This is a genomic window from Rhodopseudomonas sp., from assembly GCF_048594845.1.
Taxonomy (GTDB): domain Bacteria; phylum Pseudomonadota; class Alphaproteobacteria; order Rhizobiales; family Xanthobacteraceae; genus Rhodopseudomonas.
Window position 1 is genome coordinate 1 of record NZ_JBMDXE010000305.1, and the last position, 23,525, is coordinate 23,525.

A 23,525-nucleotide genomic window follows, 5' to 3' on the forward strand; every position below is an offset into this window, starting at 1 on the left:
ACGCTATGTTTATGCGGCTGACGACGCGTTCTTTCCCTACGGCCAGCACAGCGAGGAAGCGATCATCGGCCGGGTGGTGCCGCTGATCGGCGAGTTGATCGCCGCGCACGCCCCCGACCTCGTGGTGATCGCCTGCAATACTGCCTCGACGCTGGTGCTGGCGCATCTGCGTGCCGCCTACCGGGTGCCGTTCGTCGGCACCGTGCCGGCCATCAAGCCGGCCTGTGCGGCATCGAAGACCAAGCGGGTCTCCGTGCTCGGCACCAGCGGCACCGTGAAGCGTGAATATACCCGCGCCCTGATCCGCGATTTCGCGCAGGGCTGCGACGTCAAGCTGGTCGGCTCGGTGCACCTGGCGGCGCTGGCCGAAGCGGCGCTCGGCGGTACTCCCGTGACAGACGACGCGATCCGGGCCGAGATCGCGCCGTGCTTCGTGGCCGGCGATAGGCCCGACAGCCGGACCGATACGATCGTGCTGGCCTGCACGCACTATCCGCTGTTGCTGGATCGGCTGGTTCGGCTGGCGCCTTGGCCTGTCGACTGGATCGACCCGGCGCCCGCGATCGCGCGGCGCGTCGTCAGCCTGCTTGGCGCAAGCAGCAGCAGTCATCAACATGAACAGGGCGCCGCTATCGTGTTCACTTCAGGACAGCCGCACCCGCTCGCCGGTGCGCTAACGCCCTATTTCGGCGGTCACGTCCCCGCTTGAGTACTTCCCGAGAGTTGCCCGCGCTGCTAATTTCATAGGCAGGGAGGACTGCCATGACCAAGAGGATTCTGTTCGCGCTGGCTGTCGTCATGACCGCCGGTGCCGCCATCGCGCAGCAACAGCCGAGCGGAATCAAGCGCACGCCGCTGCAGAAGGTCGAGTTCCCCGACGGCTATGTGACGGTCAGCGGTCTTGCGGAACTCCCCGCGGGGGGCCGGATCGGCCGGCACACTCATCCCGGCATCGAGACCGGCTATCTGCTGGAAGGCGAAGCCGTGATGACGATCGACGGCCAGCCCGACAAGCATTTCAAGGCCGGCGACTCCTATTCGATCCCGGCGGGCGTCGTGCACGACGCGGCGGCGCATGGCGGTAGCGCCAAGGTGATGGCGGTCTGGGTGGTCGACAAGACCAAGCCCCTGGCCACTCCGGCGCCGTAGGTCGACGTGCGGGGAAGGATCCGAATTCTGTCGCTGCGGCGACGGCTGATCGCCGATCTGATGCGGGCGTCGCAGGGCGTGCCGCTGATCACCTATCAGCGCTCGCTCAACCTGACGCCGCTGGCTCTGGCGCGCGGCCGGCTGGCGTCGCCGCCGGGCTTCGCGGCGATCATCGCCAAGGCCTGGGCGCTGGTGGCGCGCGAGCAACCGATGCTGCGCACGCTGGTGGTCGACTTCCCGTTTCCGCACCTCTACGAGCTGCCGCGCAGCGTCGCGATGATCGCGATCGCCCGCACGGTCGGCGGCGAGGACTGCGTGCTGATGCAGAAGGTGGTCGGCGCCGACGAGCTGTCGCTGCGCTGCGTCGATGCGCTGATCCGCGAGGCGCAGACCGCGCCGATTTCCAAGGTGCCGATGTTCCGCAAGCTGCTGAGGATCAGCGCTCTGCCCTGGCCGCTGCGACGGCTGGTGTGGTGGTACGGCATGGCGATGGCCCGGCAGAAGGCAAATTTCTTCGGCAGCGTCGGGCTGTCCTCGGTATCGGCGCTCGGCGCCGGCGACCTCTACCCGATCAGCCCGGGCCCCTACATGCTGAGCTACGGCCGGCTGCACGAGGATGGCCGGTTCGACATGGTGATCCGCTTCGACCACCGGCTGATCGACGCCGCCCCGATCGCCCGGGCGATGACCCGGCTCGAGCACATGCTGAACACCACCATCGCTGGCGAACTGCAGGCGATGTACAGCCCGGCGGCCGATCTGGCGCCGGTCCGGGCAATCGGCGCCTGAGGCTGACGAGCGGTGTCCCCGGCCTGTCGCCGAATTGACATCCGGGCGGATTCTCCCTAGAACCCCGCCCACAACGCGGGCCTTTCGGCCCGCGTTGCGTTTCGCGACCCGTGGTCCACCCCTCCCAGCTTTGGGGCCGGATCTGTCGGCGGCTGGTTCTCCGGCCGCACAGGAGGGCGCGTTTCCTCATGCACGACTGAAAAACGCCATCGCGGTCGCGATGGCTGTGAACAACCGAGGACGCGATGACAAAGCGCAGTGAAGCCAAGTATAAAATCGACCGCCGGATGGGCCAGAACATCTGGGGCCGCCCGAAGAGCCCGGTCAACCGCCGCGAATACGGCCCCGGCCAGCACGGCCAGCGCCGCAAGGGCAAGCTCTCCGACTTCGGCGTGCAGCTGCGCGCCAAGCAGAAGCTGAAGGGCTACTACGCCAACATCTCCGAGCGCCAGTTCCACGCCATCTACGTCGAGGCGACCCGCCTCAAGGGCGATTCGGGCGAGAACCTGATCGGCCTGCTCGAGCGCCGCCTGGACGCCGTCGTGTACCGCGCCAAGTTCGTCTCGACGATCTTCGCGGCCCGCCAGTTCATCAATCACGGCCACATCAAGGTCAACGGCAAGCGCGTCAACATCGCCAGCTACAAGGTGCGCGTCGGCGACGTGATCGAGGTCAAGGAATCGTCGAAGCAGCTCGCGATCGTGCTGGAAGCCAGCCAGCTCGCCGAGCGCGACGTGCCGGACTACATCGAAGTCGACCACAACAAGATGACCGCGAAGTTCGCGCGCATCCCGGCTCTTTCGGACGTGCCGTTCGCGGTGCAGATGGAGCCGCATCTGATCGTCGAATTCTACTCGCGCTAAGCGCGACGGAACTGCTTTCTTCGTACTGATTGCTGCTCAGTCCGATGCATCGAGGCCCCGGTTCGCCGGGGCCTTTTTTGTTTGTGCGCTCCCGCGCTTCGTTCGTTGCAGTCCCCGTGTCCCGGACGCGATGCGGCACGCAGTGCCGCTTCGCAGATCCGGGACCCCGGTTACTTCTTGTGCAAGCAACCGGGGCCCCGGATCTGCAGCGCACCACGCCGCAACAGCGGCGCGCTGCGCAGCGTCCGGGGCAAGTGATATCGCATTAGGTGCCTGCGCGGCCCGTTCCGGGGATGCTGCAACCGTGTTAGCTTCAACCATGTCCTACACCCCACCCCTGCCCGATCCGTCCGCGCCGCCGGTGCGGATCAATCTGTTGTCCGACACGCAGACACGGCCGACGCCGGCGATGCGGGAGGCGATGGCGCGGGCGGAGGTCGGCGACGAGCAGACCGGCGACGATCCGACCACCAACGCGCTGAACGAACGCGTCGCGGCGCTACTCGGCAAGGAGGCCGCGGTCTTCCTGCCGTCGGGCACGATGTGCAACGTCACGGCGACGCTGGCGACTTGCCGGCCCGGCGACGAGATCATCGCGCATCGCACCGCGCACATCCTGTCGCGCGAGGGTGGCACGCACGCAGCGCTGGGCGGCTTCCAGATCACGCCGCTGGACGGCGACAGCGGTCAGTTCTCGCTGGGGGCGTTCCGCGCGGCACTGCATCCGCGCTCGCGCTACGAGCCGCCGCAGACCATGGTGAGCGTCGAGCAGACCGCCAATATCGGCGGCGGCACGATCTGGCCGCAGCCGACGCTCGACGCCATCGCGGCCGCCGGCAAGGCGGCGGGCTTGGCCACGCATATGGACGGCGCACGGCTGCTGAATGCCGTGGTGGCCACCGGCATCGCGACGCGCGACATGGTGGCCGGCTGGGATTCGGCGTGGATCGATTTCAGCAAGGGATTGGGCGCGCCGGTCGGCGCCTCGCTGGCCGGCTCGCGCGCGTTCATCGACGAGGTGTGGCGCTGGAAGCAGCGGCTCGGAGGATCGATGCGGCAGTCCGGCGTGATCGCCGCGGCCTGCTCATACGCGCTCGATCACCACGTCGAGCGGCTGGCCGAGGATCACGCCAATGCACGGGCGCTCGCGGCCGGATTGGCGCAGCTTGCCGGGGTCGAAGTGCAGGAGCCGCAGACCAATCTGGTGTTCTTCCGGCCCGACGGCGCCGGCGTGTCGGGCGCCGAGATGGTGAGCCGGCTGCGCGCCCATGGTGTCCAGCACGCCATGATGGACGGCCGCATCCGCGCCTGCACGCATCTCGATGTCACCCGCGCGATGATCGACGAGACAATCGGACTGGTACGGGAGATTCTGCGCAAGGCGTAGCTCGCTTGCAGCGCCTTAAATGCGAGATGCAAATGGCCGGGACGAGCCCGGCCATCGCAGAATGATCAGGCCCGAGGCCCGAATCCCTTACAGGCAGATCCGCACGCCGGCGGCGTTGACGACGCAGGCGCCACGCCCGCGGCCACGCACCGGGCCGCCATAGCCTCGTCCGCGGCCGTAACCTCGGCCGTAGCCGCGACCGCCGCGATAGCCCCGGCCACGTCCGCGGCCCCAGTCGCCGCGCTGCGCGGAGGCAGAGGTCGTCGAAACGCTGGTGATCAGCGCGGTGGCGCCGACCAGGCTGAATGCGTAGATGCTGGTGAGCACCACCGCGGCGAGAACGCGCGAGACGAGGCCCTGACGGCCAGGCTTGGAGGTCATGTGATTCCTTTTCGGTTGCGCCGGGACGGTGGAGGCAAAACACCGCAGCGTCAATCCGCAACACAATTCCGCGAGGCAAGTTCCAGCGTCGCGATGGCGGGCTGAATATTTTTCGAGATTTTCGCGCCGCCTGCCGAGCCTGCGGCGATACGCACTGAGCTTTCCCCGCGTCATTTCCGGGGCGCTCACGCAGTGAGCGAACCCGGCATGTCTCGCGGAGAGGTAGATCGCCAGCCAGGGCGTCGCCCGTGGTCGGGCCGTCTTCACTCCAGCGCTTCGTAGACCAGCTTCTTCAGTTCCCGCTGCACCGGCTGGCGCTGGGACGGAGTCTGTTCCATCAGGACGAAGAACATGTCGAGCTTGGGATCGACCACGAAGTAGCAGCCGCTGGCGCCGTCCCACTTCAGTTCGCCGAGCGAACCGGGTGGCGGCGGCTTGGCGTTGCCGGGATCGGTGCGGACCGCCAGGCCGTAGCCGTAGCCGAAACCGTCGCCGGGGAAGTAGAAGTAATCGCGCGCGACTCCGGAGGACGGGCCGATGTGATCGGTGGTCATGTCCTTGAAGGTCACTTCGCTGAGATAGCGCTTGCCGTCGAGCTCGCCCTTGTGGAGCAGCATGCGGACGAAGCGAATGACGTCGTGCGGCGTCGAGGTCAGGCCGCCGCCGCCGGATTCCCATTTCTTGACGATATCAGGCCGGCTCGGCCGCCCGACCCGGAAGTCGGCATCGTTCGGCATCGGCTGCGCCATCCGCGCTTTCTGCTGATCCTCGGGCAGATAGTAGCGGGTATCCTTCATGCCGAGCGGATCGAACAGCTTCTCCTTCTCGTACTCGTAGAACGATTTCCCCGAGGCTACCTCGATGACACGCCCGAGCACTTCGTAGGAGTTGCCGTAGTCCCACAGCGTGCCGGGCTGCTCCTGCAGCGGCACCTTGGCGATGCGCTCGGCGAATTCGGCATTGCTGGGATCGCCGTCGTAGATCTTGGCCGCGGCGATCGCCTTGCGCACCAGGCTGTCGCCGTAGAACCCATAGGTGATACCGGAGGTGTGCAGCAGCAGGTCGCTGATCTTGATCGGCCGCTTCACCGGCTCGAAATCGAGATACTTTTCCCCGCCCTCCTTGGTCTTCTCGACGCCGACCTTCACATCAGCGAAGGCGGGAATGTATTTCGACACCGGGTCATCGAGCTTGATCTTGCCGTCCTGCACCAGCGTCATCACCGCGACGGCGGTGAACGGCTTGGTCAGCGAGGCGAGGCGGAAGATGGTATCGTCAGTCATCGGCGCCTTGGTGGCGACGTCGCGAACGCCGAAATACTTTCTATACACCGGCTTGCCGCCGCGCTCGATATACACCACCGCGCCGGGGATCTTGCCCTCTTCGATGATCCTGTTGAAGAACGCGTCGATACGCCCGAGCTTTTCCTGAGAGAACTGCGCAGTCGGCGGCGGATCGAAACTACCCTCCGCAAAGGCCGGCGAGGCAATCAGCGCGGCGAGCGCTCCGGTTGTCAGCAGACGCGCGACGCGGCGCAAGATCATCAAGTCCTCCCTCGTTATCACGGGAGGATGGTAGCGGGCGCGGTCAACTAATCAAGAGCCGCCGACAGCGCAGCCCGGTGCAACGCCGCACTCGGTTCCAAAAAGCAGCAGAACACCACTTGGGTAACCATGGGCATGGTCGGCAGTTGTTTGATGCAAGTACGGACGGCAATCGGCGCGGCACGATCCGGCGGGAAACCATAGACGCCGGTCGAGATCGCCGGGAACGCGACGGACCCGAGGCTGTGTTCCTGACACAGTTCGAGCGCGCGGCGGTAACAGGAAGCCAGTGCAGCGTCCTCGCCGGAACCGCCGCCATGCCACAACGGCCCCACGGCATGTATCACATGCCGCGCCGGCAACCGATAACCTTTGGTGATCTTGGCATCGCCGGTGGCGCAGCCGTCGAGGGTGCGGCACTCGGCCAGAAGCTGTGGGCCCGCGGCGTGATGAATGGCGCCGTCTACCCCGCCGCCGCCCAGCAACGAGCAGTTGGCGGCGTTGACGATCGCGTCGACCGAGAGCGTCGTGATATCGGCGACGACGACCGCAAGGGTCGCCGCGCCGCTGGTGCGTACGAAAACGCTCAGGCCGCGACCTTGATGCCCTTGTCGGCGAACAGCTTCTGCAGCTCGCCGGCCTGGAACATCTCGCGTACGATGTCGCAGCCGCCGATGAACTCGCCCTTCACATAGAGCTGCGGAATCGTCGGCCAGTTCGAGAACTGCTTGATGCCGTCGCGCAACTCGGCGGATTCGAGAACGTTGTGGCCCTTATAGGGGACGCCGATGTGGTCGAGGATCTGCACCACCTGACCCGAGAAGCCGCACTGCGGAAACTGCGGCGTGCCCTTCATGAACAGCACGACGTCGTTGGCCTTCACTTCGTTGTCGATGAATTGCTCGATGCTCATGGCGGATCCTTTTGCGGCGCGGCCGGCTGACCACCAGCGGCCGGGTCGGTCTGTCATATATGTAGCGCGAAAATCATTCGCAGCCCAAGTAAAATGCCAGTCAGGCGTGCTGACGGTCTGATTTGCCTCAACATTCCGGCAGCGTCCGGATCGGCCCACGTCTCCGCAGTGTTGCGGAGGGACAGACAAGCGGGGTGCTCCCGCCTTCCATTCCGCCTCGAAACACCTATTTGGCGAGTCTCGGAACCGCTTCTCGGAAGCAGCGTTTTCTCCCAAATCGGAGTCGCTCGTGTCGAACTTTTCCTCCGCCGCTGTTTCTGTAGCCGTTTCCCCCGATTCCACCACGACGACCCGCGCCCTGGCCGACCGGCTGGCGGACGCCTATCGGGAGGTGCGTGACGAGACCGAACGGCGGGCGGCGCCGCTCAGCGCCGAGGATCAGGTGGTGCAGTCGATGCCGGACGCCAGCCCGGCGAAATGGCACCGGGCGCACACGACCTGGTTCTTCGAGCAGTTTCTGCTCGGACCGCACCAGCCGGGCTACCGGGTCTTCCATCCGGATTATGCGTTTCTTTTCAATTCTTACTACGTTTCGGCCGGACCGAGGCACACCCGTGCGGCGCGCGGGCTGCTGACGCGGCCGGGCGTCGAGGATGTCGCCGCCTATCGCCGCTATGTCGATGACGCGATGCTGGCGTTGTTCGCCGAATCCGATGAGGCAAAGTTGCGGCAGCTGGAGCCGCTGGTCGAGGTCGGCCTCAACCACGAGCAGCAGCACCAGGAGCTATTGCTCACCGACATCCTGCACGCCTTCGCCCAGAACCCCATACCACCCGCCTATGATCCGGCGTGGCGCCTGCCCGCCGCCGACCGCAGCGGCGACGCGCTGGTCGATCTGCCTGAGGGCATTCACCCCATCGGCCACGCCGCCGACAGCTTCCATTTCGACAACGAGAAGCCGGCGCACCGCGCGCTGGTCGGTCCGGTCACGCTGTCGCGCCACCTCGTCACCAATGCCGAGTGGCTCGCCTTTATGGCCGATAGCGGCTACCGCACGGCGACGCTGTGGCTGATGGACGGCTTCGCCTGCGCCGAGCGCGAGGGCTGGGAAGCACCGGGCCATTGGCGGCAGGTGGACGGAGAGTGGAAGATCATGACGCTCGGCGGCCTGCGGAGCATTGATCCCGACGCGCCGGTCTGCCACGTCAGTTACTACGAAGCCGACGCTTTCGCGCGCTGGAGCGGCAAGCATCTGCCGACCGAAATGGAATGGGAAGTCGCCGCGCGCGCCGGGCAACTTGCCGATGCGTTCGGCATTGTATGGCAATGGACCCGCAGCGCCTACGCGCCCTACCCCGGCTACAAGGCGATCGAAGGCGCGCTCGGCGAATACAACGGCAAGTTCATGGTCAATCAGCTGGTGCTGCGCGGCTCGTCCTGCGTCACGCCAGAGGGCCACAGCCGCCTGACCTATCGCAATTTCTTCTATCCGCACCACCGCTGGCAGTTCACCGGATTGCGGCTTGCCGACTACGACGTCTGACGTCCTGATAACAACGCGCCAACCGCGCATCCGGGAGACCGCCCATGAACATGCACGTCGACGTGCGCAATCGCGTGCATCAGCTCGATCCGCAGACCCAGAACTTCGCCACCGACGTGCTGGAAGGCCTGTCGCAGCCACGCAAAACGCTGCCGCCGAAATACTTCTACGACGATCTCGGCTCCGAACTGTTCGTCGAGATCACGAAGCTGCCGGAATATTACCCAACCCGCACCGAGCTCGGCATCCTGCGCGCCCGCGCAGGCGAGATTGCCGCGCTAATCCCGCCGAATGCGGCGCTGGTCGAATTCGGCGCCGGCGCCACGACCAAGATCCGTTTGCTGCTCGAGGCGCGTGACATCGCCGCCTACGTGCCGGTGGATATTTCGGGCGACTTCATTGCGGCGCAGGCCGAAGAGCTGTGCGCGGACTTTCCAGAACTGTCGGTGTATCCGGTCGCGGCGGATTTCACCGCCCCCTTCGTGCTGCCGGAGGCGGTGCGCGCGTTGCCGAAAGTCGGCTTCTTCCCCGGCTCGACCATCGGCAATTTCGAGCCGCACGAAGCCGCGCATCTGCTCGGCACCTTCCGCGAGATCCTCGGTCACGGCGCGCGGCTGATCGTCGGCGTCGATCTCGAGAAAGACGAAAGCCTGCTGGTGCCGGCCTATGACGACGCCGCCGGCGTCACCGCGCAGTTCAATCTCAATCTGCTGGCGCGCATCAACCGCGAGCTCGGCGGCGACTTCGACTTGCGCGCCTTTGCGCATCGGGCGATCTACAACCGGGCTCAGCACCGCATCGAGATGCACCTGGTCAGCCGCTGCGACCAGACCGTCCGCATCCTCGGCGAACGCGTCGCGTTCAAGGCGGGCGAGACCATCCACACCGAAAACAGCTACAAATACAGCCTCGATCGCTTCCGAGCGCTGGCCGAACAGGCCGGTTGGTCGCTGCAGCAGAGCTGGATGGATGAAGACCGGCTGTTCTCCGTGCATGCGCTGCAGGCGAACTGAGTAACAGCAAAATCCGGAAGGCTGGTTCGCTTCACAGCAAACTCCGTGCTCGCGTCGCCCTCACCCCACCCCTCTCCCGCCAGCGGGAGAGGGAGCGCGCTGCAGGCGCGGCGGCGGCTGTGGTGATCCAGCCTTGACCATCGCTATTACTTAACCATCGATACTCATCGACACCGCCAGCGCGCGTCCGCAGCCTCGCCACATCGGCAGCCGGCTCCCTCTCCCGCTTGCGGGAGAGGGTTGGGGTGAGGGAGCCCCGGGCAGTAAGCTCGTTATACGGACGCAGTCTCTGTCGACGCCACGACACGCGCCGCACTGCGGCCGCGCGCTTCATCGGCGCATTTAGCAACGTGGACTTCGCGGTTGATCACTTGCAGGTTGGGCAAGCCCCAATAGCCGAGCAGTTCGGGCCACGGCGCGTCGCGGTGCTCTTTCCAGACTTGAAACAGCGGCACCTGATGATCGACCTCGGACGTCTTGAGCAGTCGCCGGTTGGTCTCGCTGCAGCGTCGTCCCTGCAGCTTGCGCAGCAGCTTGGCCTGGGCGCTCGGCGCATTCCAGAACTGCCATGCAGTGACGCAGGCGCTGTGCCACGTCGCATTCTTGTTGGGGCCGGCGTCCCACAAATCGGCGTGCCAGCCGAACCGATACACCGGCTGGCCGCAAACACAGCAGAAGCCCGGGCCCTTGGCGTGCGCCTTTTCGCGATACGGCGCCGGCGGCGCGCGGAAGCTGGCGGGCAAGCCCGCGTCCGGGCCGCCACCAACCTGCCAGCGCCATCCTTGGGGTGCGCCGCTCCGCGCGGCGAGCGCCCGCGCGAGCCGGTCGGCCCGTAGCGGATGAGTGCGCCAATAGCCATCGATCGCGACCCGCAGCGTCGCAGGGGCCCAGGAACAGCTTCGCGCCCGCACCAGCACGGCTTGCGGAAATGCTGCGGGCAGCCGCTTGCCGAGGCGCGCGAGCGCCTGCGCATTCGCTTCGGCTTTTTCCTCCCGCCAGTTCGACACGCGCGCTCTCCTGTCCGTAACGACCGTGCCGGGCCGCCGTAAAGCTTCGGTTAAGGATGCACCGCCCTACTCGACCGGCGAGCGCGCCGCGGCGCCGAGCGAGACCGCTTCCCACAGCCCGACGCCGATCAACGTCAACGTCGTGGCGGCCGATAGCAACAGCGGCGACAGGAACGGGGCCAACGGAGTCAGCGCAATCAGCACGGCGATGCCCGCCATATGCGATGGCTGGAGATGGCCGCGCACCGCGCGCTTGAACAACAGCACGCCGACCAGAAACAGCAGCGGCCCGATCAGCGTCGTCAGGATGACTTCCACTCCGGCATGGCCGGAGGGATGCGCCAGCACCTGCTCGTCGCTGACCGCGGTGACGACGATGCCGGCGACGATCGGCAGATGCAGATAGGTGTAGGCGAGCCGCGCCAGCCGGCCGGGATCGCTGGATTGCGAGATCCGTTCGGCGCCGAGATGTACGCCGATGTGAAAGTAGATCCACCACATCGCCACCGCGCCGAACAGCGCCGACACGAAGGCCGCGAAGCTGATGCCGGTCCATTCGATGCCAGCGAAGGTCGCGCCTGTGACCACGATCGACTCGCCGAGCGCGATGATGATGAACAGCGCACAGCGCTCGGCCATGTGGCCGCCCTCGACGCTCCAGTCCTGCGTGGTCGAGGCGCCGATCCACGGCACGTAGAAGCCGGCGACCGGACCGGTGTACTCGATCGCCAGCGCCGCCAGCCACAGCGCGATCTGCGCCGTGCCGTCGAGCACGCCGCCGGCGATCCAGAACACGCCGCTGATCACCAGCCAGCTCAGGATGCGGAAGAAGTTGAGCCGCAGCGGGTCGGATGTCGGTGTCGTGAAGGTGGCGAAGGCGCTGCGGCCGACCTGCATGGCGACGAAAGCCAGCGCGAACGCCAGGCCACGGCTCTCGAAGGCGCGCGGGATCGAGGTCGAGAGCAGCAGCCCGGCGCACATCAGCGCGAACAGCATCAGCCGGACGCGGGTGAGTTCGGGATCGAGCCAGTTGGTGATCCAGGAGGTGTAGACCCACACCCACCAGATCGCCAGCATCAGGATCAGCGTCTGCAGTGCGCCGAGCGGAGTGAAATGCGCCAGCAGGAAATGCGAGACTTGTGTGACCGCGAACACAAACACCAGGTCGAAGAACAATTCGACATAGGTGACGCGGCTGTGCTCGTGCGGCTTGCGCACACGGAGCAGGTTGCGGGCGCCCTCGGCGGCCTTCACGACGCGGCGCCCGATCGAATCATCAGGCTTCGGGCACGCCCGTCTGCAGCGCGAGCGCGTGCAGCACGCCGCCCATCTGGCCGCGCAGCGACGCATAGACGATCTGATGCTGCTGCACCCGCGACTTGCCGCGGAACGATTCGGAGATCACCGTGGCGGCGTAGTGGTCGCCATCGCCGGCGAGGTCGCGAATCGTCACTTCCGCGTCGGGAATCGCGGCCTTGATCATGGCCTCGATGTCGCGGGCATCCATCGGCATTCGCAGTCCTCCGAAAAATTGATCGATTCGGGCTGGTCCGGCGGTCGGCCATCCCTTACCTGTGCGATACTATATTGCAGCGCGGCCCTTTCAAAGCCCGCCGAGGTCGCACATCTAGTTGAGGCTCGTGACGCACGGCGTCCCTGCCCAGCAAGATCTGCCCATCGCGAGGAAACCCATGAAGATCCCCGGCCCCGACCACCCGATCACGATCACGCCGAATCCGAAGCGGATCCGCGTCACCGTCGACGGGCTGGTGATCGCCGAAACCGATCATGCGCTGACCCTGAAGGAAGCGAGCTATCCGCCGGTGCACTACGTGCCGCGCGCCGACACCAACATGGCGCTGCTCGCCAAGACCGAGCGCACCACCCACTGCCCCTACAAGGGCGACGCCAGCTATTACAGCATCGCGGCCGGCGGCACGACGCTCGCCAACGCGATCTGGAGCTACGAAGAGCCGTTTCCGGCCATGACCGAGATCGCGGGCCTGCTCGCGTTCTATCCGGACAAGGTCAAAATCGAAGAATTGCAGGCGTAAAGCCGAAAGCTCGACGACGTTTCAATCTTGCCCGACCGGCATTTCGCGGACATTCTCGGGCCGCGGATGGACGGGAGACCGACCGTGACCACAACCTATCCGACTCGGGACGATGTCGCGCCGGCCGTATCCGCCGCCGTTCGTGTCCGTGACCTGTCGCTCGACCGCGCCCGCACCTTCCTGACCATTCTGGTGCTGATTCACCATTCGGTGATCCCCTACACGCATTTCGGCCATACCGATCCGGCGTCGTGGCTCGGCTTCGACTTCGTCGTGCTCGCCACCGACAGTTTCTTCATGGCGATGTTCTTCATGCTGTCGGGGCTGTTTTTGTGGCCGAGCCTCGACCACAGACCGAAGATCGGCACGCTGACGCGCGACCGGCTGATCCGCCTCGGCATCCCGTTCCTGATCGCGGCCTTCACGGTGATTCCGATCGCGTACTACGCGATCGCGCTGCGCGCCGATCCGTCGCTGAGCTTCGTCGATTTCTACCGCAACATGATCACGGTCGGCCCATGGCCGAGCGGGCCGCTGTGGTTTCTGTGGGTGCTGTTCATCTACACCTTCATCGGCGGCACGATGTACCGGATCTCGCGGCACACGCTCGATCCGCTGAACCGGCTCGCCTATGTCGGCTATCAGCGGCCGTTCCTCTACATCGTCGCGACCTTCGCGATCACCGCCGCGCTGTACGTGCCGGCGCGGATGTATTTCGGGCCGAACCAGTGGCTCGAATTCGGCCCGTTCTCGGTGCAGGAAAGCCGCATCCTGCTGTACGCGGCTTACTTCTTCATGGGTGCGGGCATCGGTGCCTGCCATCCCGAGCGCGGCGTGATCAGCGCCGGCGGCCGGCTGGCGAAGCAATGGTACGTCTGGGCCTTGCTGGCGGTGCTGCCCTATGCGGCGATGTGGGGCTTCATCGGCATCAAGCGCGGCATCCTCGACAATCCGCCCGATCTGCCGCTGTGGTACGAAGCCGGCTACGGCCTCGCCTTCGCGGCGTTCAGCGTCACCGTGATCTTCGCCATCCTGGCGTATTTCCTGCGCTTCCAGCGCGCCGGCTGGAGCATCCTCGACCCGCTGCAGCACGACGCCTACGGCATCTTCCTGGTGCACTACGCCTACATGCTGTGGCTGCAATACGCGCTGTACGACCTGCAATGGCCGGCGATCGCCAAGGCCAGCACGGTGTTCGTGCTGGGGCTGATGCTGAGCTGGGCGACGACGGCGGTGCTACGGAAGATACCCGGGTCGTATCGGGTGTTGTAGGGCGCAGCGGATCTGGGGCGGGCCAGTCGCCCCGCAAGCACACCCTCTCGTTCGTCATTCCGGGGCGCGCCTCTTGGCGCGAGCCCGGAATCCATAACCACCGCGGTTAGTTACTTGGGCTCAGCGACGCCCTGCCGTGCTTCCCCGCGACTCCAGGGGCTATGGATTCCGGGCCTGCGCGCAAGAGCGCGCATCCCGGAATGACGAACGTGAGGTTTGATGCCTGGCTGTCACTCCGCGTTTGCTGCGCGCGAGCGCCCGGAAAGTCGGGCGAGGCGAGCCCGCCTCATGCACTGAGCCGTCATCCTGAGGCGCGAGCGGAGCGAGCCTCGAAGGATGCGGACACGCGTGGGAGCGGCTGATCTTGCGGCCCATCCTTCGAGGCGCGCGCAAAGAGCGCGCGCACCTCAGGATGACGCCCAGTGTGTCGTACTGACCGCCGAGCGGACGCGATGTTTACGCCTTCCCCGCCATGTAGTCCGGCAGCCAATGCTCGTGCGCGTGGCGCAGGGCCTTGATATCCACCGTGCGCTCGCCTTCGATCTTCAGCGTGTGGCCGGCGGTGGTGCCGATCTGGACGCAGGGGACGCCGACGTTCTTCAGCTTCGACAGCGTGGTGAGCAGGTCTTCCTGCTTCACGGTGACGACGTAGCGGCCCTGGTCTTCGCCGAACCACCAGGCGTGCGACACGATCTCGGCCGGCGGCGCGTCGAGCGCGGCGCCGATATTGCCGCTGATCGCCATTTCGGCGAGCGCGACCAGCAGGCCGCCGTCCGAAACGTCATGCACTGCCGTCGCAGTGCCGGCCTTGATCATGCCGCGGACGACGTCGCCGTGGCGCTTCTCGCAGGCGAGATCGACCGGCGGCGGCGCGCCTTCTTCGCGGCCGCAGATGTCGCGCAAGTACACCGACTGGCCGAGCCAGCCCTTGGTTTCGCCGATCAGCAGGATCGCTTCGCCTTCGGCCTTGAACGCCAGCGTCGCCGATTTGGTGAAGTCATCGAGCACGCCGACGCCGCCGATCGACGGGGTCGGCAGGATGCCGCGGCCACTGGTCTCGTTGTAGAGCGAGACGTTGCCGGAGACGATCGGCGAGTCCAGCGCGATGCAGGCTTCGGAGATGCCACGCAGACAGCCGACCAGCTGGCCCATGATCTCGGGCCGCTCGGGATTTCCGAAGTTCAGGTTGTCGGTGATCGCCAGCGGCTTGCCGCCGACCGCGGTGATGTTGCGATAGGCCTCGGCCACCGCCTGCTTGCCGCCCTCGAACGGATCGGCTTCGCAATAGCGCGGCGTGACGTCGACGGTGAGCGCGAGGCCCTTGGGGCCGTCCTCGATCCGCACCACCGCTGCGTCGCCGCCGGGGCGCTGCAGCGTGTTGCCGCCGATGACGTGGTCGTATTGCTCCCACACCCAGCGCTTGCTGCACAGATCCGGCGTCGCCAGCAGCTTCTCCAGCGCCTCGGCGGCGCCCATCGGCGCGTTGATGTCCCGGGCGTGGATCACCGGCAGCTTCGGGCTTTCGACCCACGGACGATCGTAGAGCGGCGCCTCGTCGCCGAGTTCCTTGATCGGCAGATCGGCCTTCACCTGCCCGCCATGCTTGACCACGAAGCGCTTGGTCGGCGTGGTGTAGCCGACGATGGCGAAGTCGAGACCCCATTTGCGGAAGATGTCCTCGGCTTCCTTTTCCTTCTCCGGCTTCAGCACCATGAGCATGCGCTCCTGGCTTTCGGAGAGCATCATCTCGTAGGCGGTCATGCCGGTCTCGCGGGTCGGCACCGCGTCGAGATCGAGTTCGACGCCGAGGTCGCCCTTGGCGCCCATCTCGACTGCCGAGCAGGTCAGGCCGGCCGCGCCCATGTCCTGGATGGCGATGACGCAGTCCTTGGCCATGATCTCGAGGCAGGCCTCGAGCAGCAGCTTCTCGGCGAAGGGGTCGCCGACCTGCACGGTCGGGCGCTTCTCCTCGGAGCCCTCGTCGAACTCGGCCGACGCCATGGTGGCGCCGCCCATGCCGTCGCGGCCGGTCTTGGAGCCGAGATAGACGATCGGCATGCCGACGCCCGAGGCGGCAGCGAGGAAGATCTTGTCGGCATCGGCGAGACCGACCGCCATGGCGTTGACCAGGATGTTGCCGTCGTAGCGGGTGTGGAACCGGGTCTGGCCGCCGACCGTCGGCACGCCGAACGAATTGCCGTAGCCACCGACGCCGGCGACGACGCCGCCGACGAGATGGCGCGTCTTGGGATGCTTCGGATCGCCGAACGACAGCGCATTGAGGCAGGCGATCGGCCGCGCCCCCATGGTGAAAACGTCGCGCAGGATGCCGCCGACGCCGGTTGTGGCGCCCTGATACGGCTCGATGTAGCTCGGGTGGTTGTGGCTCTCCATCTTGAAGACCACGGCCTGATTGTCGCCGATGTCGATGACGCCGGCGTTCTCCCCCGGCCCCTGCAACACCCACGGCGCCTTGGTGGGCAGCCCCTTGAGATGGATGCGCGAGGATTTGTACGAGCAGTGCTCGTTCCACATCGCCGAGAAGATGCCGAGTTCGGTGAAGGTCGGCTCACGCCCGATCAGATCGAGAATGCGCTGATATTCGTCCGGCTTGAGGCCATGGCTGGCGATCAATTCCGGGGTGATCTTCGGCTCGGGAGCGGACATAGGGCAGCATTCCTCGGCACGCCGGAGGGGCCGGCGCGGACCGCTGTTATGTAGGAACATCAGCCCGGCGGGGAAAGGCTTTTTTGCACGGCTGGGGATGACGCGGGACGCCACCGGCAAGGCGCGTCCCTCTGCATTCTCAATGCGTTACGGCCTTTTACATGAGTCCGAGCCGTGTCCCGGGCGCGATGCAGCGCGCAGCGCTGCTTCGCAGACCCGGGATCCCGGTTCACAGGCCGAAAACCGGGGCCCCGGATCTGCAGCGCACCACGCCGCAAAGCGGCGCGCTGCGCAGCGTCCGGGGCACGCGGCTTCAGGCCGCCACCGCCGGCAGGCCCGCCAACGCCGTGGCGAGATCCGCCTCGTCGTAGTCCTGGTCGACAAGCTTGCCTTCGAAGTAGTTGATGTAGGCCTGCATGTCGAAATGGCCGTGGCCGGAGAGGTTGAACAGGATCGTTTCCGACTTGCCCTCGGCCTTGCAGCGCAGCGCCTCGTCGATCGCGCAGCGCACCGCGTGGGTCGATTCCGGCGCCGGCACGATGCCTTCGGTGCGAGCGAACTGCACGCCGGCCTCGAAGCAGCCGACCTGCTGATAGGCGCGGGCTTCGATCAGGCCGAGCTCGTAGGCATGCGACACCATCCCGCTCATGCCGTGATAGCGCAGGCCGCCGGCGTGGAAGCCCGGCGGCATGAAGGTCGAGCCCAGCGTGTGCATCTTCACCAGCGGCGTGAGATGCGCGGTGTCGCCGAAATCATACGCGTAGGTGCCGCGCGTCAGCGTCGGGCACGCCGCCGGCTCGACCGCGATGATGCGCCGCTTGCGGCCGCCGCGGAGCTGCAGGCCGAGGAACGGGAACGCAAGCCCCGCGAAGTTCGAGCCGCCGCCGGCGCAGCCGATGATGACGTCAGGATCGTCGCCCGCCATCTCGCACTGCTTGATGGCTTCCTGGCCGATGATGGTCTGGTGCAACATCACGTGATTGAGCACTGAGCCGAGCGCGTATTTGATATCCGGATTCTTGGCGGCGACTTCGACCGCCTCGGAGATCGCGATGCCGAGCGAGCCGGGGCTGTTCGGATTCTTCTCCAGAATGGCGCGGCCGGAGTCCGTCTCGGTCGAGGGCGACGCGATGCAGCGTGCTCCGTAGGTCTCCATCAGCGCGCGGCGATACGGCTTCTGATCGAACGAGACGCGGACCTGGAAGACCAGCACGTCGAGCCCGAACAGCGAGCCAGCGAACGCCAGCGACGAGCCCCACTGACCGGCGCCGGTTTCGGTCGACAGCTTCTTGATGCCGGCCTGCTTGTTGTACCAGGCCTGCGGCACCGCGGTGTTCGGCTTGTGCGAGCCGGCGGGCGAAACGCCTTCGTACTTGAAGTAGATCTTGGCCGGCGTGCCGAGCGCCTGCTCGAGGCGGCGCGCGCGGATCAGCGGCGCCGGGCGCCACATGCGGAAGACATCTCGCACCGGCTCGGGAATGTCGATGTAGCGCTCGGTCGCGACTTCCTGAAGGATCAGCTCCATCGGAAACAGCGGCTCCAGATCGCTCGGGCCGACCGGCTGATGCGTGCCCGGGTGCAGCACCGGCGGCATCGGCGTCGGGAAGTCGGCGTTGAGGTTGTACCAGGACTTCGGGATGTTCTCCTCGTCCAGCACGTACTTGATCTGGTCGCTCATTCTCTTTCTCCCTGAGGCGGCCGCGCGGCGGCCGGCAACCTATACTGGGGCAGGAGACGAGCCGTTTGCGCAGGGTCAATTCGCCGCGCCCGGCTGCGCGCGGCATTTGCATTGCAGCGCGGCATCGGATTTATGGAGCCAAGAATAGACCAAAGGATAAGGCCCTTGCAGCAGACCGGCGAGACCAACCGCTCCCACCGCCCCGACCTGACGATCGCCACCGAGGGCGAATTCGCCGGCTGGCGGACCTGGACGCGCGACACCTTCGAGTCCCACAACGGGCCGTTCTGGCACCGTATCGACGACGACGGCCGCGTCCGCTGCGCCTTCCGGGTGGAGAAGAAGCACCTCAACGGCATGAAGGCCGTGCACGGTGGCTGCTTCATGACCTTCGCCGACTACTGCCTATTCGCGATCGCGACGCGCGAGCTGGAAGGACCGGGCGTCACGGTGGCGTTCGGCGCCGAATTCCTCGATGCGGCATTCGAAGGCGAACTGATCGAAGCGACGGGAGAAGTCACCCGCGCCGGCAAGTCGCTGATCTTCGTCCGCGGCATGCTGAAGAGCGGCGACCGCCCACTGTTCACCTTCTCAGGCACGATCAAGCGCGTGAAGCGCAAGGTGCCGCCGACCGAGGTGGCGGATAGTCACTGAGTGGCGATCCAGTCGCCGATCGATCGCCACCCGTCGCATCGCGTTTGTCGCGAGCGACGCGGGGCGCGCAGTCTAACTACTTGGCGATCCGCTTTTCAGCGATGGTGATCCATTCCGCCTGCGCCTTGCGGGCGAATTTGGGCGCGCGCTTCATCTGGATCAGCAACTCCATGAAGAGCTCCTTGGCCTCCTGATGCCGGCCGAGGTCGTCGAGCAGCAGGCCGTAGCGAACGCGTGCTTCGGCACCCGGAAAATACTGCGAGACGGCGGCGAATTCCTCCAAAGCCTCGTCCGTTCGGCCGGCATCGGCCAGCGCGCGCGCATACAACAGATGTCCTTCGGGCGACTCGTAGTCCGGCGCGGCCTCGCGCATCGCGTCCAGCGTCGCCACCGCGTCCGCCGGCCGTTTCAAGCCGAACTCCGCCTTGGCCTTGCCGATCGCATAAGCGGGGTCGTCACCATGCGGCATCGTCATCAGTTGCGCGTAGTGCCGTTCGGCCTCCTCGAAACGGCCGAGCGCTAGGCATTCATTCGCCAGCGCCGCGCGGTTGGCGATGGTGTCGGTGGCGGCGAGCCGATCCGACAGATTCCGGTATTCTTTCTCGGGATCGAGCCGATTGATGACGCGGCGACCGGCACGCTGCGCCTGCGGGCCGCGGAGAATCTCAGGCAGCAGTTCGACCAGCACATAGGCCACCGCGCCGGCAACCGGGATCATCAGAATGATGAACGCCCACGGCTGCAGACGGCCGGTCCTCGAGGCGTGATAGACGAGCATGACGTCGAGCAGCACAACTAGAACAGCAAACGGCATTGCACCTCCAAACGGCCGGAACAGCCGATCGATCCGGTCGTGATCAAGGGGTTAGGATAGAATCATGATGCGCCCATGAACCGGGGGCGCGAGCGCGTCACCGCGTCGGCAAGCCGTCGAGAAACGCGTCGGCTTCTGCCGTGATGGCGGCCTTGCGGGCGTCGTCCCAGCCGGCGAGCGTACGGTAGGGCATCGCCATGCGCGGGTTCCCTTGCAGATGCCGCGCATTGCGGATCAGGAAGGCCCAATAGAGGAAGTTGAACGGGCATGCTTTCGGTCCGGATTTGACCTTTACTTCGTAGCGGCAACTTCCGCACAGGTTCGACATCCGGTCGATATAAGCGCCCGACGATGCATAGGGCTTCGACGCCAGCAAACCGCCGTCGGCAAATTGCGACATGCCCTGCACGTTCGGCAGTTCGACCCACTCGTAGGCGTCGGCATAGACGACGAGATACCACTCGGCGACCTGCTTGGGATCGATGCCGGCGAGCAGCGCGAAATTGCCGGTCACCATCAGCCGCTGGATGTGGTGAGAGTAAGCGTGCCGTCTGGTGTGGCCGATCGCCTCCGCCATGCAGTGCATGTCGGTTTCGCCGCTCCAGTACAGCCACGGCAGGTCGCGTTTGGCTTGCAGCGCGTTGGTCTGCGCGTAGTCCGGCATCTTCAACCAGTACACGCCGCGAACATATTCGCGCCAGCCGAGGATCTGGCGGATGAAGCCCTCGACCGCGTTGAGCGGTGCGCGCCTCTCGATGTATTCGCGCTCGGCCGCAACGCAGACTTCGCGCGGCGTCAGCAGCCCCGCGTTGAGATAGGGCGAGATCGCCGCGTGAAAGAGGAACGGCTCGCCGGCCGCCATCGCGTCCTGATAGGCGCCGAAATTCGGCAGCGCGTACTGCAGAAAATCCTCGAACGCCCGCAGCGCGTCAGCGCGCGTCACCGCCCATTCGAACGGCTCGAGGTCGCCGAAATGATCGCCGAAGCGTGCCGCAACCAGTTCGATCACCTCTCGGGTGATCGCGTCCGGCTTGACGCCGAAGCGCTGCGGCACGGCGACGGAGGCCGGCAGCCGCTTGCGGTTGTCGCTGTCGTAGTTCCACTGCCCGCCGGCGGGCTCGTCGCCTTTCATCAGCAGGTCAGTCTCGCGCCGCATCTCGCGATAGAAGAACTCCATGCGCAGCGCCTTGCGGTCCTTCGCCCACGCCGCGAACCGCGCCGTGCTGGCGAAGAAGCGATCGTCCTCGCGGATCTCGACAGGCACGCCGAGATGGAGCGCGCGAAACTCGGACAGCAGGCGCCACTCGCCCGGCGAGGTGATCACCACGGCCGACGCCTTGTGTCGCTTGATCGCGCGCTGCAGTTCGCCGGCGATCGAGCCGGTGTTGCCGCGCGCGTTCAGCTTGATGTAGTCGACGGTGAGGCCGTCGGCGCGCAGCTCCTCGGCGAAGTGGCGCATCGCCGACAGTACGAAGGCGATCTTCTGCTTGTGGTGCTTGACGTAGCTGGTCTCGTCGGCCACTTCGGCCATCAGCACGACATCGCCATCGGCGGTGTCGCGCAACGCCGCGACGTCGCGGGTCAGTTGATCGCCGAGCACCAGGCGCAGCGTCGTCATGCGCGGGCGACGCCCGCAGGTCGGGCGCTGCGATTGGCGCGGCGCAGCTCGCCCTTGCAGCGCTCCGAGCAGGTCTTGACCTCATCCCAGTCCCGCGCCCACTTCTTGCGCCACGCAAACGGCCGCCCGCAGGCTGCGCAGGTCTTTTGAGGCAGATCGGATTTGGTGCGCATTCGGGGCATGGGTCCGACGGGGTGTTGGCGTCGGAGGAAGTACGCGGCGAAGGCAAAAGGGTTGCACCCGCGCAAGGTGCGGCTGCTGAAAACCCGGGTCCTACGCGGCCGTCGCGTGCCGAACGCCCTCGCCCCGTCATTCCGGGGCGCGCGCAGCGCGAGCCCGGAATCCATAGCCCTGGACTCGCGGGTAGTCACAGGCGGGGAGACGCCAGCTTTCAACCGACGGCGCAGGGGTTATGGATTCCGGGTTCGCTCGCTACGCGAGCGCCCCGGAATGACGAACGAGAGGGTGGGGAGCGCGGGCTAAACCCGACGGCGGCGCTGAGGCCCCTTCGGCGCAGCGAGCGCATCGATCACACTCGCAGCACACTCCGGAGCATCGATTATTGCGAAGATGATGGATTGCCGGGTCGAGCCCGGCAATGACCAGGGATGTGACTCAGGCGCGCCACGAGCAATGCGACGCGGGCGCGCCCGCCGACTGCGGACTACGCCGCCTTCAGATGCGCGGCGAGGCCTTCGAACAACCCGCGCCCATCGGTCGAACCCATGATCGGTTCGACGTGATTCTCGGGATGCGGCATCATGCCGAGGACGTTGCCGCGTTCGTTGACGATGCCGGCGATCGACGCGGCGGCGCCGTTGATGTTGTGGCTCTCGCCGATCTCGCCTTCCGGCGAGCAGTAGCGATAAAGTACCCGGCCATCGCCTTCGAGCCGCTTCACGGTCTCTTCGTCGGCTTCGTAGTTGCCTTCGCCGTGTGCCACCGGGACCTTGATCACCTGCCCCGCCTTGTAGCCCCGGGTGAACGGGCTGTCGGCGCGCTCGACGCGCAGATGCACGTCGCGGCAGATGAACTTCAGCCGCGCATTGCGCATCAGCACGCCCGGCAGCAGGCCGGACTCGCACAGGATCTGGAAGCCGTTGCAGACGCCGAGCACCAGCCCGCCATCGCCGGCGAACTTGCGCACCGCGTCCATCACCGGCGCTCGCGCCGCGATCGCGCCGCAGCGCAGATAATCGCCATAGGAGAAGCCGCCCGGCACCACAACGAGGTCAGTGCCTTTCGGCAGCTCGGTGTCGGCGTGCCACACCATGGCGGCATCGGTGCCGGAAACGAGCTTCAGCGCCCGCGCCATGTCGCGTTCGCGATTGATACCGGGGAAGACGAGGACGGCGGATTTCATGCAAGTTCCGATTTCGCGTAGAGCGGGTCTGGGACGATCTCGTCCACTGCGATTAGTTAGGTCGACATCGTCGGCGCGTCATTCAGGTCGAGACGGCGCTCAATATGTTCGAACCGGCCATCGAAGCGACCGAGGATTGCGTACACGTTCTGGACGTCCTGTTGCATGGAAATCAAATAGCCACGCATGGCGTTCATTTCGGACTTCAGTTCGTCGACCTTATGGTCGACCTTGTCCAATCGCTGCTGAACCTGCTTCAGCACTTCAAAAATCAACTCATTGCTCACTTCAGCCATGACCTGATCCTCGGAACTTGAACTTAGCCCAGAACCTCGACGCGATAATTCTCGATGACGGTGTTCGCCAGCAGCTTATCGGCGGCGTCTTTCAGGGCGGCTTCGGCCTTGGCCTTGTCGGCATCGGCGGCGAGTTCGATATCGAACACCTTGCCCTGACGCACGCTGGCGATGCCGGCCACGCCGAGCGACTTCAGCGCGCCTTCGATCGCCTTGCCCTGGGGATCGAGGATCCCATTCTTCAACGTCACCGTCACACGTGCCTTCATGGTCCCCTCGTCGTGTCGGATACGGCCTCTGCCCTATCCGTCATTCCGGGCCGCGCGCCCTTTGCGCGCGAACCCGGAATCTCGATCGTCGTAACAACTTCTGGATTCCGGGCTCGCCGCTGCGCGGCGCTCCGGAATGACGGCGCGCGTAAACGCGCCTCAGCCCTTCACCAGTACCGGGCCGGAGCCGACCGGGCGCTCGTTTTCCATCAGGATGCCGAGGCGCTTGGCGACTTCGGTGTAGGCCTCCA

The 23,525-nt window shown here is 65.9% G+C and carries 25 protein-coding genes and 1 pseudogene; 10 read left to right on the forward strand and 16 right to left on the reverse strand.

Features of this window, described 5'->3' with window-relative positions; translation table 11 throughout:
* From ACOJTD_RS19845 to ACOJTD_RS19865, 5 genes are all read left to right on the forward strand, one after another.
* A partial coding sequence (locus tag ACOJTD_RS19845; protein ID WP_420134584.1) for a glutamate racemase occupies window positions 1-709 on the forward strand: 709 nt, incomplete at its 5' end.
* Window positions 710-762: 53 nt separating this feature from the next.
* Window positions 763-1,149 (forward strand): cupin domain-containing protein, encoded by a 387-nt coding sequence (locus ACOJTD_RS19850; RefSeq protein ID WP_420134585.1) that lies wholly within the window; start codon window positions 763-765, stop codon window positions 1,147-1,149.
* 6 nt (window positions 1,150-1,155) lie between these two features.
* Window positions 1,156-1,938: an acyltransferase gene (locus ACOJTD_RS19855; protein WP_420134586.1), complete on the forward strand. Its 783-nt coding sequence runs from the start codon at window positions 1,156-1,158 to the stop codon at window positions 1,936-1,938.
* 245 nt (window positions 1,939-2,183) lie between these two features.
* Window positions 2,184-2,801 carry a 30S ribosomal protein S4 gene (gene rpsD / locus ACOJTD_RS19860; protein ID WP_420134587.1) on the forward strand — a complete coding sequence of 206 codons (618 nt, stop codon included), beginning with the start codon at window positions 2,184-2,186 and terminating at the stop codon, window positions 2,799-2,801.
* 319 nt (window positions 2,802-3,120) lie between these two features.
* Entirely contained in the window at window positions 3,121-4,188 is a 1,068-nt protein-coding gene (locus tag ACOJTD_RS19865; RefSeq protein WP_420134605.1) for a threonine aldolase family protein, read from the forward strand.
* Between the two features lie 87 nt (window positions 4,189-4,275).
* On the opposite strand, the gene ACOJTD_RS19870 is transcribed toward ACOJTD_RS19865, so the two are convergent.
* The 4 genes from ACOJTD_RS19870 to grxD all read right to left on the reverse strand — a co-directional run bounded on the left by ACOJTD_RS19870 (window position 4,276) and on the right by grxD (window position 7,026).
* Window positions 4,276-4,569, reverse strand: coding sequence for a hypothetical protein (locus tag ACOJTD_RS19870; RefSeq protein ID WP_420134588.1), 294 nt, complete (start codon window positions 4,567-4,569; stop codon window positions 4,276-4,278).
* Window positions 4,570-4,832: 263 nt separating this feature from the next.
* Window positions 4,833-6,113 carry a serine hydrolase domain-containing protein gene (locus tag ACOJTD_RS19875; protein WP_420134589.1) on the reverse strand — a complete coding sequence of 427 codons (1,281 nt, stop codon included), beginning with the start codon at window positions 6,111-6,113 and terminating at the stop codon, window positions 4,833-4,835.
* 47 nt (window positions 6,114-6,160) lie between these two features.
* Complete coding sequence (locus ACOJTD_RS19880) at window positions 6,161-6,703, reverse strand: O-acetyl-ADP-ribose deacetylase (RefSeq protein WP_420134606.1); 543 nt, start codon at window positions 6,701-6,703, stop codon at window positions 6,161-6,163.
* Window positions 6,700-7,026: a Grx4 family monothiol glutaredoxin gene (gene grxD / locus ACOJTD_RS19885; RefSeq protein WP_420134590.1), complete on the reverse strand. Its 327-nt coding sequence runs from the start codon at window positions 7,024-7,026 to the stop codon at window positions 6,700-6,702. Before grxD ends, ACOJTD_RS19880 begins: the two co-directional genes overlap by 4 nt.
* Window positions 7,027-7,315: 289 nt before the next feature.
* Between grxD and egtB the strand changes: the two genes are divergently transcribed.
* Together egtB and egtD are read left to right on the forward strand one after the other, a co-directional pair.
* Window positions 7,316-8,569: an ergothioneine biosynthesis protein EgtB gene (egtB, locus tag ACOJTD_RS19890; RefSeq protein ID WP_420134591.1), complete on the forward strand. Its 1,254-nt coding sequence runs from the start codon at window positions 7,316-7,318 to the stop codon at window positions 8,567-8,569.
* Between the two features lie 44 nt (window positions 8,570-8,613).
* Complete coding sequence (gene egtD, locus ACOJTD_RS19895; RefSeq protein ID WP_420134592.1) at window positions 8,614-9,582, forward strand: L-histidine N(alpha)-methyltransferase; 969 nt, start codon at window positions 8,614-8,616, stop codon at window positions 9,580-9,582.
* 272 nt (window positions 9,583-9,854) lie between these two features.
* On the opposite strand, the gene ACOJTD_RS19900 is transcribed toward egtD, so the two are convergent.
* The 3 genes from ACOJTD_RS19900 to ACOJTD_RS19910 all read right to left on the reverse strand — a co-directional run bounded on the left by ACOJTD_RS19900 (window position 9,855) and on the right by ACOJTD_RS19910 (window position 12,102).
* Window positions 9,855-10,589, reverse strand: a complete 735-nt coding sequence (locus ACOJTD_RS19900) for a hypothetical protein (protein WP_420134593.1) — start codon at window positions 10,587-10,589, stop codon at window positions 9,855-9,857.
* Window positions 10,590-10,655: 66 nt separating this feature from the next.
* Window positions 10,656-11,843 (reverse strand): low temperature requirement protein A, encoded by a 1,188-nt coding sequence (locus tag ACOJTD_RS19905; protein ID WP_420134594.1) that lies wholly within the window; start codon window positions 11,841-11,843, stop codon window positions 10,656-10,658.
* 22 nt (window positions 11,844-11,865) lie between these two features.
* Complete coding sequence (locus ACOJTD_RS19910) at window positions 11,866-12,102, reverse strand: BolA family protein (RefSeq protein ID WP_238734141.1); 237 nt, start codon at window positions 12,100-12,102, stop codon at window positions 11,866-11,868.
* Window positions 12,103-12,280: 178 nt separating this feature from the next.
* Here ACOJTD_RS19910 and ACOJTD_RS19915 point away from each other — a divergent pair, with 178 nt between their 5' ends.
* Both ACOJTD_RS19915 and ACOJTD_RS19920 read left to right on the forward strand, forming a co-directional pair.
* Entirely contained in the window at window positions 12,281-12,643 is a 363-nt protein-coding gene (locus ACOJTD_RS19915) for a DUF427 domain-containing protein (RefSeq protein WP_420134595.1), read from the forward strand.
* A gap of 84 nt (window positions 12,644-12,727) precedes the next feature.
* Window positions 12,728-13,915 (forward strand): acyltransferase family protein, encoded by a 1,188-nt coding sequence (locus ACOJTD_RS19920; protein WP_420134596.1) that lies wholly within the window; start codon window positions 12,728-12,730, stop codon window positions 13,913-13,915.
* 456 nt (window positions 13,916-14,371) lie between these two features.
* Here ACOJTD_RS19920 and purL read toward each other — a convergent pair whose 3' ends face one another.
* Both purL and ACOJTD_RS19930 read right to left on the reverse strand, forming a co-directional pair.
* Complete coding sequence (purL, locus tag ACOJTD_RS19925; protein ID WP_420134597.1) at window positions 14,372-16,582, reverse strand: phosphoribosylformylglycinamidine synthase subunit PurL; 2,211 nt, start codon at window positions 16,580-16,582, stop codon at window positions 14,372-14,374.
* Between the two features lie 313 nt (window positions 16,583-16,895).
* Window positions 16,896-18,260 carry a TrpB-like pyridoxal phosphate-dependent enzyme gene (locus ACOJTD_RS19930; RefSeq protein ID WP_420134598.1) on the reverse strand — a complete coding sequence of 455 codons (1,365 nt, stop codon included), beginning with the start codon at window positions 18,258-18,260 and terminating at the stop codon, window positions 16,896-16,898.
* A 132-nt stretch (window positions 18,261-18,392) separates the two neighbouring features.
* On the opposite strand from ACOJTD_RS19930, the gene ACOJTD_RS19935 reads away from it, so the two are divergent.
* Entirely contained in the window at window positions 18,393-18,914 is a 522-nt protein-coding gene (locus ACOJTD_RS19935) for a PaaI family thioesterase (RefSeq protein WP_420134599.1), read from the forward strand.
* A 76-nt stretch (window positions 18,915-18,990) separates the two neighbouring features.
* Here the strand turns inward: ACOJTD_RS19935 and ACOJTD_RS19940 are convergent, their stop codons facing one another.
* The 7 genes and pseudogenes from ACOJTD_RS19940 to ACOJTD_RS19970 form a co-directional block, all read right to left on the reverse strand.
* Window positions 18,991-19,728, reverse strand: a complete 738-nt coding sequence (locus tag ACOJTD_RS19940; RefSeq protein WP_420134600.1) for a tetratricopeptide repeat protein — start codon at window positions 19,726-19,728, stop codon at window positions 18,991-18,993.
* A gap of 97 nt (window positions 19,729-19,825) precedes the next feature.
* Window positions 19,826-21,346 (reverse strand): cryptochrome/photolyase family protein, encoded by a 1,521-nt coding sequence (locus tag ACOJTD_RS19945; protein WP_420134601.1) that lies wholly within the window; start codon window positions 21,344-21,346, stop codon window positions 19,826-19,828.
* Window positions 21,343-21,528, reverse strand: a complete 186-nt coding sequence (locus tag ACOJTD_RS19950; RefSeq protein ID WP_420134602.1) for a DUF2256 domain-containing protein — start codon at window positions 21,526-21,528, stop codon at window positions 21,343-21,345. Before ACOJTD_RS19950 ends, ACOJTD_RS19945 begins: the two co-directional genes overlap by 4 nt.
* A gap of 482 nt (window positions 21,529-22,010) precedes the next feature.
* The gene (gene purQ / locus ACOJTD_RS19955; RefSeq protein ID WP_420134603.1) at window positions 22,011-22,709 is read right to left on the reverse strand and encodes a phosphoribosylformylglycinamidine synthase subunit PurQ; all 699 of its coding nucleotides are present in this window, start codon (window positions 22,707-22,709) and stop codon (window positions 22,011-22,013) included.
* 56 nt (window positions 22,710-22,765) lie between these two features.
* Entirely contained in the window at window positions 22,766-23,005 is a 240-nt protein-coding gene (locus tag ACOJTD_RS19960) for a hypothetical protein (protein WP_420134604.1), read from the reverse strand.
* A 23-nt stretch (window positions 23,006-23,028) separates the two neighbouring features.
* Window positions 23,029-23,274, reverse strand: a complete 246-nt coding sequence (purS, locus tag ACOJTD_RS19965; RefSeq protein WP_054162419.1) for a phosphoribosylformylglycinamidine synthase subunit PurS — start codon at window positions 23,272-23,274, stop codon at window positions 23,029-23,031.
* A gap of 159 nt (window positions 23,275-23,433) precedes the next feature.
* A pseudogene (locus ACOJTD_RS19970) lies at window positions 23,434-23,525 on the reverse strand (phosphoribosylaminoimidazolesuccinocarboxamide synthase); the annotation flags it as partial.